26 protein-coding genes are annotated in these 12504 nt (G+C 37.9%); all 26 read right to left on the bottom strand.

The genetic code is table 11. The annotated features are described in order from the left end of the window. Nucleotides 1-5 precede the first annotated feature (5 nt). Nucleotides 6-383: a 30S ribosomal protein S13 gene (gene rpsM, locus L2567_RS05855; protein WP_235296815.1), complete on the bottom strand. Its 378-nt coding sequence runs from the start codon at nucleotides 381-383 to the stop codon at nucleotides 6-8. A 12-nt stretch (nucleotides 384-395) separates the two neighbouring features. Further along, nucleotides 396-512 (bottom strand): type B 50S ribosomal protein L36, encoded by a 117-nt coding sequence (gene ykgO / locus L2567_RS05850; protein WP_235296814.1) that lies wholly within the window; start codon nucleotides 510-512, stop codon nucleotides 396-398. 19 nt (nucleotides 513-531) lie between these two features. Beyond that, nucleotides 532-750: a translation initiation factor IF-1 gene (gene infA / locus L2567_RS05845; protein ID WP_235291959.1), complete on the bottom strand. Its 219-nt coding sequence runs from the start codon at nucleotides 748-750 to the stop codon at nucleotides 532-534. Nucleotides 751-774: 24 nt separating this feature from the next. Beyond that, entirely contained in the window at nucleotides 775-1584 is an 810-nt protein-coding gene (gene map, locus L2567_RS05840) for a type I methionyl aminopeptidase (protein ID WP_235296813.1), read from the bottom strand. 7 nt (nucleotides 1585-1591) lie between these two features. Continuing rightward, nucleotides 1592-2956 (bottom strand): preprotein translocase subunit SecY, encoded by a 1365-nt coding sequence (gene secY, locus L2567_RS05835; protein WP_235296812.1) that lies wholly within the window; start codon nucleotides 2954-2956, stop codon nucleotides 1592-1594. A 72-nt stretch (nucleotides 2957-3028) separates the two neighbouring features. Next, on the bottom strand, nucleotides 3029-3475 hold the full coding sequence (rplO, locus tag L2567_RS05830; RefSeq protein ID WP_235296811.1) for a 50S ribosomal protein L15: 447 nt from the start codon (nucleotides 3473-3475) through the stop codon (nucleotides 3029-3031). Between the two features lie 13 nt (nucleotides 3476-3488). Continuing rightward, nucleotides 3489-3668, bottom strand: a complete 180-nt coding sequence (rpmD, locus tag L2567_RS05825) for a 50S ribosomal protein L30 (protein ID WP_235296810.1) — start codon at nucleotides 3666-3668, stop codon at nucleotides 3489-3491. Nucleotides 3669-3690: 22 nt separating this feature from the next. Continuing rightward, nucleotides 3691-4206, bottom strand: coding sequence for a 30S ribosomal protein S5 (gene rpsE, locus L2567_RS05820; RefSeq protein WP_235296809.1), 516 nt, complete (start codon nucleotides 4204-4206; stop codon nucleotides 3691-3693). A 10-nt stretch (nucleotides 4207-4216) separates the two neighbouring features. Further along, nucleotides 4217-4570 carry a 50S ribosomal protein L18 gene (rplR, locus tag L2567_RS05815; RefSeq protein ID WP_235296808.1) on the bottom strand — a complete coding sequence of 118 codons (354 nt, stop codon included), beginning with the start codon at nucleotides 4568-4570 and terminating at the stop codon, nucleotides 4217-4219. 30 nt (nucleotides 4571-4600) lie between these two features. After that, nucleotides 4601-5155: a 50S ribosomal protein L6 gene (rplF, locus tag L2567_RS05810; protein ID WP_235296807.1), complete on the bottom strand. Its 555-nt coding sequence runs from the start codon at nucleotides 5153-5155 to the stop codon at nucleotides 4601-4603. Between the two features lie 20 nt (nucleotides 5156-5175). Further along, nucleotides 5176-5580 (bottom strand): 30S ribosomal protein S8, encoded by a 405-nt coding sequence (gene rpsH, locus L2567_RS05805; RefSeq protein WP_235296806.1) that lies wholly within the window; start codon nucleotides 5578-5580, stop codon nucleotides 5176-5178. Between the two features lie 27 nt (nucleotides 5581-5607). Further along, entirely contained in the window at nucleotides 5608-5877 is a 270-nt protein-coding gene (rpsN, locus tag L2567_RS05800; RefSeq protein WP_235296805.1) for a 30S ribosomal protein S14, read from the bottom strand. A gap of 4 nt (nucleotides 5878-5881) precedes the next feature. Then, nucleotides 5882-6439, bottom strand: a complete 558-nt coding sequence (rplE, locus tag L2567_RS05795) for a 50S ribosomal protein L5 (protein WP_235296804.1) — start codon at nucleotides 6437-6439, stop codon at nucleotides 5882-5884. Beyond that, nucleotides 6439-6750 (bottom strand): 50S ribosomal protein L24, encoded by a 312-nt coding sequence (gene rplX, locus L2567_RS05790; protein ID WP_235296803.1) that lies wholly within the window; start codon nucleotides 6748-6750, stop codon nucleotides 6439-6441. The genes rplE and rplX overlap by 1 nt, the downstream gene beginning before the upstream one ends. Nucleotides 6751-6786: 36 nt before the next feature. Beyond that, nucleotides 6787-7152, bottom strand: a complete 366-nt coding sequence (gene rplN / locus L2567_RS05785) for a 50S ribosomal protein L14 (RefSeq protein ID WP_235296802.1) — start codon at nucleotides 7150-7152, stop codon at nucleotides 6787-6789. Between the two features lie 27 nt (nucleotides 7153-7179). Continuing rightward, nucleotides 7180-7440, bottom strand: coding sequence for a 30S ribosomal protein S17 (gene rpsQ / locus L2567_RS05780; RefSeq protein ID WP_235296801.1), 261 nt, complete (start codon nucleotides 7438-7440; stop codon nucleotides 7180-7182). A 23-nt stretch (nucleotides 7441-7463) separates the two neighbouring features. Next, nucleotides 7464-7718: a 50S ribosomal protein L29 gene (gene rpmC, locus L2567_RS05775; RefSeq protein ID WP_235296800.1), complete on the bottom strand. Its 255-nt coding sequence runs from the start codon at nucleotides 7716-7718 to the stop codon at nucleotides 7464-7466. A 19-nt stretch (nucleotides 7719-7737) separates the two neighbouring features. Further along, a complete protein-coding gene (gene rplP / locus L2567_RS05770; protein ID WP_235296799.1) occupies nucleotides 7738-8157 on the bottom strand; it encodes a 50S ribosomal protein L16 in 420 nt (139 codons plus the stop codon). Nucleotides 8158-8250: 93 nt separating this feature from the next. Next, nucleotides 8251-8949 (bottom strand): 30S ribosomal protein S3, encoded by a 699-nt coding sequence (gene rpsC / locus L2567_RS05765; protein ID WP_235296798.1) that lies wholly within the window; start codon nucleotides 8947-8949, stop codon nucleotides 8251-8253. Nucleotides 8950-8968: 19 nt separating this feature from the next. Then, entirely contained in the window at nucleotides 8969-9367 is a 399-nt protein-coding gene (rplV, locus tag L2567_RS05760; RefSeq protein ID WP_235296797.1) for a 50S ribosomal protein L22, read from the bottom strand. Nucleotides 9368-9398: 31 nt separating this feature from the next. Next, complete coding sequence (gene rpsS, locus L2567_RS05755; RefSeq protein WP_235296796.1) at nucleotides 9399-9665, bottom strand: 30S ribosomal protein S19; 267 nt, start codon at nucleotides 9663-9665, stop codon at nucleotides 9399-9401. Nucleotides 9666-9671: 6 nt separating this feature from the next. After that, nucleotides 9672-10502, bottom strand: coding sequence for a 50S ribosomal protein L2 (rplB, locus tag L2567_RS05750; RefSeq protein ID WP_235296795.1), 831 nt, complete (start codon nucleotides 10500-10502; stop codon nucleotides 9672-9674). Nucleotides 10503-10530: 28 nt separating this feature from the next. Continuing rightward, the gene (rplW, locus tag L2567_RS05745) at nucleotides 10531-10827 is read right to left on the bottom strand and encodes a 50S ribosomal protein L23 (RefSeq protein WP_235296794.1); all 297 of its coding nucleotides are present in this window, start codon (nucleotides 10825-10827) and stop codon (nucleotides 10531-10533) included. A gap of 18 nt (nucleotides 10828-10845) precedes the next feature. Continuing rightward, nucleotides 10846-11475 (bottom strand): 50S ribosomal protein L4, encoded by a 630-nt coding sequence (rplD, locus tag L2567_RS05740; protein WP_235296793.1) that lies wholly within the window; start codon nucleotides 11473-11475, stop codon nucleotides 10846-10848. Between the two features lie 5 nt (nucleotides 11476-11480). Beyond that, on the bottom strand, nucleotides 11481-12101 hold the full coding sequence (gene rplC, locus L2567_RS05735; protein ID WP_235296792.1) for a 50S ribosomal protein L3: 621 nt from the start codon (nucleotides 12099-12101) through the stop codon (nucleotides 11481-11483). 77 nt (nucleotides 12102-12178) lie between these two features. Continuing rightward, the gene (gene rpsJ, locus L2567_RS05730) at nucleotides 12179-12487 is read right to left on the bottom strand and encodes a 30S ribosomal protein S10 (protein ID WP_235291981.1); all 309 of its coding nucleotides are present in this window, start codon (nucleotides 12485-12487) and stop codon (nucleotides 12179-12181) included. Nucleotides 12488-12504: the final 17 nt, after the last annotated feature.

Below are 12504 nucleotides of genomic sequence, written 5' to 3'. Positions count from 1 at the left end.
ATTTATTACTTAGTTGCTTTTTTCTTGTTAGCAACAGTCTTTCTTTTCCCTTTACGTGTTCTAGCATTGGTTTGAGTACGTTGTCCTCGTAGCGGAAGGCCTTTTCTATGCCTTAAACCTCTGTAACAACCGATATCCATCAAACGCTTGATATTGGTCTGGATTTCAGATCTCAGTTCTCCCTCAACGGTGAAATTATCCTGTATAAGTGTGGTGATGGCTTTGATGTTGTCATCTGTCCAATCCTGCACTTTTGTGTGAACATCCACACCAACAGAATTTAAGATTTCTTCAGCTCTTGAAGGACCAATACCATATATGTAAGTCAAGCTTACAACCCCTCTCTTATTTTTAGGAAGATCTACTCCTGCTATTCTTGCCATAATACTAGATTATTACCCTTGTCTTTGTTTGAACTTAGGGTTCTTCTTATTAATAATGTAAAGTTTACCTTTTCGTCTGACGATTTTACAATCGGCAGACCTTTTCTTAATGGAAGCTCTTACTTTCATTTCTTTAATTTTTTACTCCTTATTTATATCTATAAGTAATTCTACCTCTAGACAAATCATAAGGCGACATTTCAACTGCTACTTTATCTCCAGGAAGGATACGAATATAATGCATACGCATTTTTCCGCTTATCGTCGCTACGATGAGGTGATCATTTTCCAATCTCACTCTGAACATAGCATTAGACAAGGCTTCTTCGATAATTCCATCCTGTTTTATTAGATCCTGCTTAGCCATATATTTTTTTCGGAGTGCAAATATCTACTTTTTTCTTGAAATATCCCTAATATTTGCATTCTTTTTTATAGAAGTTTCTATAAAACTATGATCTGATAAAATATCTGGTTCATTTTTGGTGATGGCGATGGTATGCTCGTAATGGGCAGATGGTTTTCGATCTCTCGAAATAATGGTCCACCCATCAGAGGACTTTGCTATTTCTTTACTTCCCTGATTGACCATTGGCTCTATGGCTATGACAAGTCCCTCTTTCAATTGAATCCCTTTGCCCCTTTGACCGTAATTCATCACGTCCGGTTTCTCATGAAGATTTCTACCAATTCCGTGTCCGATCAGTTCTCGAACCACACCAAAACCATTTTCCCTCTCTGCATAATTTTGTATCGCATAGCCAACATCTCCCAATCGATTGCCTTTCTGTGCTGCTTCTATACCCTTGTACAAGCTATCCTTGGTTACCTGAAGAAGTTTCATAGTATGATCAGGAATTTCACCTATAGCAAAGGTGTAGGCTGCATCACCATAAAACTCATTTAGATAAGTTCCACAGTCAATGGATACAATATCACCATCAGTAAACTCTTTATCATCAGGTATACCATGAACAACTCCTTCATTAGGAGAGATGCATAGTGTTGCAGGAAAACCCTTATAATCTTTGAAACCAGGGACAGCTTGGTGATCTCGTATAAATTCTTCCGCCCGCTTGTCTAAGGTAGCACCAGTCACACCAGGTTTAAGAATAGTAGCTATCTCTGCCAATGTTTTACAAACCAATAGACAACTTATTCGAATTAATTCGATTTCATCTTTAGTTTTGTAATAAATCACGTCTGGATTACATATTGGTGCCAATCGGCTGCATACCACTCCGACCTTTTAGTCGGCCTGATTTTACCAGCCCATCGTACTTTCTCATCAAAAGATGGCTCTCCACTTGTTGTAGTGTATCCAATACAACACCTACCATAATCAATAAAGAGGTACCTCCAAAGAAAATCGCAAATGCATCATTTACTCCAAAAGCGCCCACCATTGCAGGAAATACAGAGATCAATCCTAAGAAAATAGATCCTGGCAAAGTTACTCTTGTGGTCAGATTATCTATGAAATCCTGAGTACTTTTGCCTGGTTTTATTCCTGGAATAAATGCATTCTGCCTTTTAAGATATTCAGCATATTGCTGAGGATTCACCAATAATGCCGTATACACGTAAGTAAAAATGACTACCAGGAAAAAGAATATGATATTATATGGTAATGATTTCCAATTTTGAAGTTGCAATAGCAAACCACTATTTGCTGCTTCGTCTGAGAAAAACCCAGCTATTGAACCAGGCAAGAACATAATGGCCTGTGCAAAGATAATTGGCATTACTCCCGCTGCGTTCACTTTTAATGGAATATAGTCTCTTGCACCTGATACCGGAATGTTTCCTGATGTCCGACCCACCATTCGTTTTGCAAATTGAATGGGTATTTTTCGAACACCCTGAACGATCAAGACCGAAGCAAGAACGACCATGAATAGCACAACTAACTCAACGATAAATACAATGATGCTGGTCTGGTTCAGCTGTGTCTGAAGTTCAGCGAAGAACGCTCTTGGTAAGGTTGCAATGATACCAACCATGATTAATAAGGATATACCGTTTCCAATCCCTCTGTCAGTAATTTTTTCACCCAACCACATTGCGAATACAGTACCTGTAGATAAGATGATCAAATTAGAGAACCAGAAGATAGATGGATTGAGGTTTGCATCTACAGCACCTGGTGTACTCTTAATCATTAACAGATATCCACCTCCTTGTACCAAAGTGATCAAGACTGTCAAAAATCGCGTGATCTGATTTATTTTCTTTCTGCCAGACTCACCTTCTTTTTGTTGTAGGCGCTGAAAGTAAGGTACTGCAAAACCCAACAACTGAATGATGATTGAGGCAGTGATATACGGCATAATTCCTAATGCAAATACCGCAGCATTATTAAATGCACCACCGGTAAATGCATTTATCAATCCTAAAATATCGTTAGCACCTCGTTGCGCTGCAGCTGCAGCCAATGCTTCAGGATTCACACCAGGTAAAACGACAAAAGAACCAAACCTAAAAACAGCTAAAATAAAAAGCGTAAATAAGATTCGATTCCTTAGTTCGGTAATACTCCAGATATTCTTTAAAGTATCTATAAACTTCTTCATTTGTTATTTTTTACCGGTATCCATTATTAACCGGTCGCAAGTTAGCAAAGTTTCACATATTGCTAAAAAATATTATACGATGGTTACCGTGCCACCTTTTGCTTCTACAGCCTTTACAGCACTTTCAGACGCGGCATTGACCTTGATAGTCAAGGTTTTATTCAATTCACCTCTTCCCAACAATTTGATCAGGTCAGTAGACTTAATGATCCCTCTTTCTTTTAGTACTTCAGGAGTAACTTCTTTAATTTCAAACTTGTCACTCATTTCCTGAAGATAATCGAGATTGATCGCAACGTAAGACTTCCTGTTAGGATTCTTGAATCCTCTTTTAGGTATTCTTTGCTGAAGTGGCATTTGTCCACCTTCGAAACCTCTCTTTTTCTTGTATCCAGAACGAGACTTAGCACCTTTGTGTCCTCTGGTAGCTGTACCACCTTTTCCAGAGCCTTGTCCTCTGGCTATTCTGGTCTTTTTCTTTACTGAACCTTCTGCAGGCTTTAATGTACTTAAATCCATTTTGGATAAAATTTTAAATTTCTTCTACTTTAACTAAATGACTCACTTTATCGATCATCCCTTGAATCTGAGGAGTCGCCTCTTTTTCTACAGTCTGATGCATTTTTCTTAAACCCAGTGCTTTCATAGTGTCCTTTTGTTTCTTAGGTCTATCAATCACACTTTTAACCTGAGTTATTCTTACACTTGCCATTTTATAAATATTTATACGGTTTTTAACCGTTGTATAACTTTTCAACTGAAATTCCTCTTTCTTTTGCAATGTCAAAAGGATTTCTTAATTTTCTTAGAGCGTCTATGGTAGCTTTTACTACGTTATGTGGATTAGAGGAGCCCTGTGATTTTGCAAGTACGTTGTGTACACCTGCACTTTCTAAAACAGCTCTCATCGCACCACCTGCAATTACACCTGTACCATCAGAAGCGGGTTTGATCAAAACCTTACCAGCTCCATATTTTCCTTTTTGTTCGTGAGGAATCGTACCCTTAATAATCGGTACCTTCACTAGATTCTTCTTAGCATCATCCACGGCCTTACTAATGGACTCAGAAACATCTCGTGCTTTACCCAAGCCATGGCCAACTGTACCATTCCCATCACCTACGACTACAATCGCTGAGAAGCTGAAAGTTCGTCCCCCTTTAGTTACTTTCGCAACCCGGTTAAGGGTAACTAACTTTTCTTTTAATTCTGTTTCTGCAGGTTTTACCCTATTTGATTGTTTGCTCATTAATATCTATTTAGAATTGAAGGCCACCTTCCCTGGCACCTTCAGCTAATGATTTAATTCTACCATGATATAAGTAACCACCTCTATCGAAAACTACCTTATCGATGTCAAGGCCTTTTGCTTTACTTGCAATAAGTTCCCCCACCTTCTTGGCTTGCTCACTCTTACTCCCTTCTTTTGAAATACCGTTTTCAACGGATGAAGCGGCTGCCAAGGTATGACCAGCTCTATCATCAATTAATTGGCAGTAGATTAGATTATTACTTCTAAAAACACACAATCTGGGTTTCTCCGAAGTTCCGGAAACACTTTTCCTGACTCTTTTGTGTATTCTCCTTCTACTATCTTTCTTACTTAACTTCATTGCGAAAATTATTTTCTTTAACGCATTATATTATTTAGCAGCTGTTTTACCTGCTTTTGTTCTTATTTGCTCACCGACAAATCTAATTCCCTTACCTTTATATGGTTCGGGCTTTCTTAGAGATCTGATTTTAGCACAAATCTGACCGATCAGTTGCTTATCATTACTGGTCAACTTAACCACTGGATTCTTTCCCTTTTCTGTGATGGTCTCCACTTTAACTTCGTCCGGAATTAAGAAAAAGATAGGGTGAGAATATCCGAGAGTCAACTCTAATAATTGACCAGAGTTACTAGCTCTATAACCTACACCTACTAACTCCATTTCTCTGGTATAACCTTCCGTTACACCCACCACCATATTATTCACTAAAGAGCGATAAAGGCCATGAACAGCTCTATGTCTTTTTTGATCAGTCGGCCTGGTAAGCGTAACTTCATTATCATTTATGTCCAAGCCTAAATCCGGATCAATCTGTTGAGTAAGTTCACCATTAGGACCTTTAACAGTTACCACATTAGACTTATCTATGTCTATGGTAACACCCTTTGGTAAATCTATAATCGCATTTCCTATTCGTGACATAACGTTAAATTTTTATTGTATTAATAAACGTAACAAATAAGCTCGCCACCAATGTGTTCTTTCATAGCTTGCTTGTTAGTCATCAATCCTTTAGATGTAGAAACAATGCCTATACCATAGCCATTAATAATCCTAGGCAAGTCATCAGCACCAGAATATTTTCTTAATCCTGATCTGGATATTCTTCCTAGTTTTCTGATTACCGGATCTTTAGTTCCAGGCTTGTATTTAAGAGCAATCTTAATTGTACCCTGAACACCTTCATCATCAGCAAACTTATATTTTAAAATATAACCTTGATCGTACAAAATTTCAGTGATGCCTTTCTTCATTTTTGAAGAAGGAATCTCAACAATTCTGTGACCTGCTTGCTGAGCATTTCTAATTCTAGTCAAATAATCTGCTATCGGATCTGTGTTCGCCATTTTCTACAGCTTAATTTTTTATTTTAATTACCAGCTGGCTTTCGTTATACCGGGGATTAATCCCTCGTTAGCCATTTTTCGGAAAGTAACCCTATTAATCTTGAATTTTCTCATGTAACCTTTAGGCCTACCAGTAAGTTGACATCTGTTATGTAGTCTAACAGGACAAGAATTTTTAGGAAGCTTATCCAGCTCATCCCATCTTCCCTCTTCTTTCAACTGCTTTCTTAGTGCAGCATACTTATCTACTAATCTCTGTCTTTTTGCTTCTCTGGCAATTAGTGATTTCCTAGCCATTTAATTAATTATTTTGATTTTTGAATGGAAGACCCATATGCTTTAACAACGCTAATGCTTCTGCATCAGTTTCAGCTGTTGTCACAAATGTGATGTCCATTCCCGTAATTTTATTGACTCTATCAATATTAATTTCCGGAAAAATGATTTGTTCAGTAATACCTAATGAGTAATTACCTCTACCGTCAAAACTTTTATCAGAAATTCCTCTAAAGTCTCTTACCCTTGGTAAAGCCACTGTAACAAATCTTTCAAGAAATTCGTACATCCTTTCTTTCCTAAGTGTCACTTTAGCTCCAATGACCATGTCTTCTCTCAACTTAAAGTTTGACACAGACTTTTTAGCTTTCACAGGAACAGCTTTTTGACCCGTGATAATAGACATCTCTTCCACAGCATTTTCTGCCAATTTCTTATCTTGAGTAGCACCACCAACCCCTTGATTCAAGGATATCTTTGTCAATTTAGGAACTTGCATGATACTTTTGTATCCAAATTCTTCCATTAACTTGGGAACTACTTCTTCTTTGTAATATTTTTTTAATCTAGGTACGTAACTCATTACTTTATAATTTCACCTGACTTCTTAGAATATCTTACCAACTTACCGTCAACCTCTTTTCTTCCTATTCTCGTTGCTTCTCCCGTCTTAGGGTCTACCAAAGCAAGATTAGAAATGTGAATTGGTGCAGGTATTTCATTAATTCCTCCCGGATTATCCTGAGAAGGCTTTGTATGTTTTTTCACGATGTTTACACCATCCACAACTGCTCTATAGTCCTTTGGAAAGACCTCGAGGACATTACCTGTCTTACCTTTTGAAGCTCCAGCTAAAACTATGACCTTGTCACCTTTTTTAACATGTACCTTCATGGACTTCTTAGTTTTTAAATTTCCCATAATTTTAAATTATAATACTTCAGGAGCCAATGACACAATTCTCATATAATCACTTTCCCTTAACTCTCTAGCAACCGGTCCAAAAATTCTGGTACCTCTGGGCTCGTCATTCGCAGTCAAAAGGACTACTGCATTATCATCAAATCGAATGTAGGAACCGTCTTTTCTTCTAATTTCTTTCTTAGTACGGACCACAACAGCTTGTGAAACAGTACCTTTTTTTACACCATTAGGTGAAGCTTCTTTCACTGTCACAACAATCTTGTCACCTATGGAAGCGTATCTTCTTTTAGATCCCCCCAGTACTTTAATACAAAGTACTTCTTTAGCTCCACTATTATCTGCGACGTTTAGTCTACTTTCCTGCTGAATCATTGTTAACGATTTGTAATGCTCTTTAAATTATTTAGCCCTTTCAAGGATCTCTATTAATCTCCACCTCTTGCTTTTGCTTAGAGGTCTTGACTCTGTTATCTTTACCAAGTCACCAATATTACACTCATTCTTTTCATCATGAGCCATAAATTTCTTAGACTTTTTTACAAATTTCCCGTAAATCGGGTGCTGTAATCTTCTTTCTACAGATACAGTGATCGACTTGTCCATTTTATTGCTGGTTACAACTCCCACTCTCTGTTTCCTGATTTTTCTTTCTTCAGTCATTTTATAAATTTCTAACAGCTTAATTATTTTCTTCTGGCAACAATCCTAGATCGCTTAGCCTTAGCTTCCTCCGACATGGCTGCAAGCTCTCTTCTTCTTGATTCAGTTTTTAATCTTGCTATATCTCTTCTCACTTCTTTCAAAGCCAAAGGATTGTCAAGACCCTTGATAGCGTGATCGAATTTCAAATTTTTGTATTGTGCTTCAGTAGTCTTGATTTCATTCGCTAAATCAGCATCAGACAATTCTTGTAATTCTAAATATTTCTTAGTCGCCATTGAAAATTCTGTTTAAATTTTACTCTTGATAATCTCTTCTAACTACAGTTTTGGTTTTCACCGGTAACTTCTGGGCTGCTAATCTCAAAGCTTCCTGAGCTACATTGAATGAAACTCCGTCCATTTCGAATAGTACTCTTCCAGGCTTAACAACTGCCACATAGTGATCTAAAGCACCCTTACCCTTTCCCATCCTCACTTCTTGAGGTTTGGAGGTAATAGGTTTATCAGGAAATATTCTGATCCACACAGTTCCTTCTCTCTTCATATATCTGGTCATCGCAATCCTTGCTGCTTCAATCTGTCTATTCGTAATGAAACCTGGTTCCAATGTTTTCAAGGCAAAGCTTCCAAAATCAATAGAACTTCCTTTATAAGCAAGACCTCTATTTCTTCCCTTCTGCTGTTTCCTATATTTCGTCCTTTTTGGTTGTAACATTGTACTATCTTTTTATGAACGTTTGCTTAATTTATTGCTCTTCAAACTGTACCTTTCTCCAAAAGCGGTGCAAAAGTACAATTTTAATTTGACTTACCTGTTATTTCTACCTCTTCTTTTTCCGCCTTTTTTCTTATCGACGCCCACATTAGGAGATAGATCTCTTTTACCTAAAACCTCACCTTTACAAATCCATACTTTCACTCCGATCTTACCGTAAACCGTTAAAGCTTCATTCAATGAGTAATCAATATCAGCTCTGAAAGTATGCAAAGGTGTTCTACCATCCTTATATTCTTCAGATCTTGCCATTTCCGCACCATTTAATCGACCCGAAATCCTTACTTTAATACCTTCTGCTCCAGCTCTCATGGTAGATTGAATAGCCATCTTAATAGCTCTTCTATAATTGACCCTACCCTGAATCTGCTTTGCAATAGATTCTGCTACAATTGCAGCGTCTAATTCCGGTTTACGTATTTCAATAATATTGATCTGAACATCCTTACCTGTAAGGTTTTTCAATTCTTCCTTGATTCTATCAACTTCTGAACCACCTTTTCCGATAATAATACCGGGTCTTGAAGTATGAATGGTTACTGTGATTCTTTTCAGTGTACGCTCAATGATAATTCTTGCGATACCACCTTTATGGATTCTGGCGTTCAGGTAAGTTCTGATTTTCACATCAGAGATTAAGTTATCTCCGAAAGAGTGCCCGCCATACCAATTAGAATCCCATCCTCTGATGATTCCTAATCTATTACCTATTGGATTTGTCTTTTGACCCATTTATTTGATAGATTTATATTTATTCTTCTGTTGTTTCTGCGACTTCCACTTCCTGCTCGACTTCTTCGATCGGAATTCTATTTTCCACGATCAGTGTCACGTGATTTGTTCTCTTTCTAATCCTGTGAGCACGCCCGTGTGGCGCAGGTCTGAATCGCTTCAGCATTGTTCCTTCATCGGAAAACACAGTTTTAACAAAGAGATCATATTCGTCAGCACTGTAGAGCATATCGTTCTTATTCTCCCAATTAGAGATAGCTGATAACAATAGCTTTTCCAACCATGCTGCTGCTTCCTTCTTTGTATATTTAAGGATATTCAGCGCTTCATCAACACGCTTACCTCTGATAAGATCTACTACCAGTCTCATCTTTCGCGCCGACATTGGACAATTCCTTAATTTCGCAACTGCTTCCATTTTTATTTGCGTTTAAAAACTTAAATCAATATTACTTTCGGTTTCCAGAATGGCCTCTAAAGCTTCTGGTAGGTGAAAATTCACCTAGTTTATGCCCTACCATATTCTCTGTAATAAATACAGGAATAAATGTTTTACCATTATGTACAGCTATTGTTTCACCTACCATGTCAGGAATAATCATTGACGATCTTGACCAGGTTTTAATAACTGTTTTTTTATTCGATTCTTTAGCTTTGACTAATTTGTCCAAAAGCTTATGAAAAACGTATGGTCCTTTTTTTAATGAACGAGCCATATTATCTTAATTTTTTTTCTTTCTCTTAGAAATAATAAGCTTTGAAGAAGCCTTCTTTACATTTCTGGTCTTTTGACCTTTAGCCATAATACCAGTTCTTGATCTTGGATGACCTCCTGAAGATTTACCTTCACCTCCACCCATCGGGTGATCGACTGGATTCATAGCCACACCTCTCACTCTAGGTCTTCTTCCTAGCCATCTTTTTCTTCCGGCTTTACCGAGAACTTGTAATGTATGATCAGGATTAGAAGTAGTTCCAATGGTCGCTTTACAAGTAATCAGTATTCTTCTAACCTCACCGCTTGGCAACTTAACGGAAGCATACTTACCTTCTCTGCCCATCAATACACCATAGGTTCCTGCAGATCTGGCTAACGCAGCACCTCTTCCAGGTGTCAATTCAATTGCGTGAATAGAGGATCCTAAAGGTATATTTTCCAGATACATAGCATTACCAACATTAGGTGCAGCATCTTTTCCAGATAAAATCTCATCTCCTACATTTAACTTATTAGGTGCGATGATATATCTTTTGTCTCCGTCCGCATAAACAATCAATGCAATGAATGCCGTTCTGTTCGGATCATATTCAATAGACTTCACTTTACCTGGAACTCCTTCCTTATCCCTCTTGAAATCTATAATTCTATACTTCTTCTTGTGTCCACCACCTTTTTGCCTCATCGTCATCTTTCCGTCGTGGTTTCTTCCACCTGTTTTACACAACTTTGCAGTAAGACTTTTCTCAGGGTTATTTTCTGATACTCCTGAATAATCCAGACCGACTCTAAATCTCGTACCTGGTGTTACTGGACTGTACTTTTTTACTGGCATTGTTAAATAATTTTTATACTAATGCTAATTATATATCTCCGTAAAAATCTATCTCCTCTCCATCAGCCAATGTGATGATGGCCTTTTTAAAAGAAGAAACTCGACCCTTGATCAAACCGCTTCTCGTATTTCTATTTCTCGCCTTCGCAGGCATAATCATCGTATTCACAGAAGCTACATGCACACTATACATTTCTTCTACAGCCTTCTTTACCTCTACTTTATTCGCTTTCTGATTCACGATAAAGCTGTATTGATTGGTTGTTTCCGATAACATTTCTGCTTTTTCAGAAATGATGGGTTTTATTAAAATATTCTTGGCCATTTTCCTATTCTTTTATGCTTAAGCAAATGATTCTTGCATCTTCTCAATGACACCTTCACTCAAAATGATTGACTGCGCATCAAGAATCTGAAAAGTATTTAAATCCTTCGCGTTGACAACCTGAGCTTTCTTTAAATTTCTACTTGACAGTAAAAGGTTTTTATCATATTCGCTCAATACCAACAAGGATTTCTTGTCAGCAGCACTTAAACTAGCCAACATTCCAGCGTAATTGCTGGTCTTAGGATTGTCAAATGTGAAATCTTCGATCACCACTATTTTCCCATCCTTCGCCTTGGTGCTTAAAGCAGAAGCTCTTGCCAATTGCTTAACTTTCTTATTCAATTTCAAATTGTAATTACGGTCAGCTCTAGGTCCAAACATTCTTCCTCCTCCTCTGAAAAGACCACTCTTAATAGACCCTGCTCTTGCTGTACCTGTACCCTTCTGTCTTTTAATCTTCTTCGTAGAACCCGTAATTTCTCCCTTCTCTTTTGCTTTGTGAGTACCTTGTCTTTGAGCAGCGTGATATGCTTTAACCGCAAGATAAACAGCGTGATCATTCGGCTCTACACCGAAAATCTCACTTGGAAGTTCCACAGACCTTCCTGTAGACTTACCTTCGATATTTAGAACATCAATCTTCATTGCAATTATTTTTCTATAACAAGGTAACATCCCTTATGTCCAGGAACAGCACCTTTGATGACCAATAAATTTTGCTCTGGAAACAGTTTCACTACTTCCAGGTTAGCAATTTTAACTCTCTTACCACCAGTTCTACCTCCCATCTTCATACCTTTGAATACCTTCGCAGGATAAGAAGCGGCTCCAATAGATCCAGGAGCTCTCATTCTGTTGTGTTGTCCATGAGTTGCATCTCCCACTCCTCGGAAATTGTGTCTTTTCACAACACCCTGAAATCCTTTTCCCTTCGTAATGCCTATGGCACTCACTTTATCACCAACAGAAAATACTTCATCGACGCTAATGGAATCACCCAATGCTTTTTCAAATGAAGCATTTCTCAGTTCAACCAATTTTCTCTTTGGTGAGGTATTCGCTTTAGCAAAATGACCCAACAATTGGTTTGTTGTATTTTTCTCCTTTGCTTCACCGGCACCTATCTGGAGTGCATTGTAACCATCTGTGTCCTCAGATTTAACTTGAGTAACAATATTTGGCTCTACCTCTATTACAGTACAAGCGACGTTCTTCCCATCGGTGGAGAAGATACTCGTCATACCGACTTTTTTACCTATTATACCGTCCACGATATATTATTTTACTATGAACAAAAAGTCTACGGGCACTTTAAAAGTGCCAGCGATTTCTTGAAAATTATTTAAAATTATGTCAACTTAACCTGGATATCTACTCCTGAAGGAAGCTCTAGTTTAGATAGAGCATCAACGGTTTTCTGCGTCGGAGTATAAATCTCGATCAATCTTTTGTGGGTACGCAATTGGAACTGCTCACGAGATTTCTTATTGACATGCGGGGAACGCAATACCGTAAATATTTCTTTCTCTGTTGGCAGCGGAATCGGACCCGTAATGACAGCACCACTATTTCGTACTGTCTTCACGATTTTCTCCGTCGACTTATCCACTAAGTTGTGGTCGTATGAACGAAGTTTAATCCTGATTTTTTGATTCATTACCTAGTAATTAAATA

The organism is Portibacter marinus, assembly GCF_021533195.1.
GTDB lineage: Bacteria > Bacteroidota > Bacteroidia > Chitinophagales > Saprospiraceae > Portibacter > Portibacter marinus.
The sequence above is the reverse complement of the archived record's forward strand: the minus strand, read 5'-3'. Positions and strand labels throughout refer to the sequence as shown.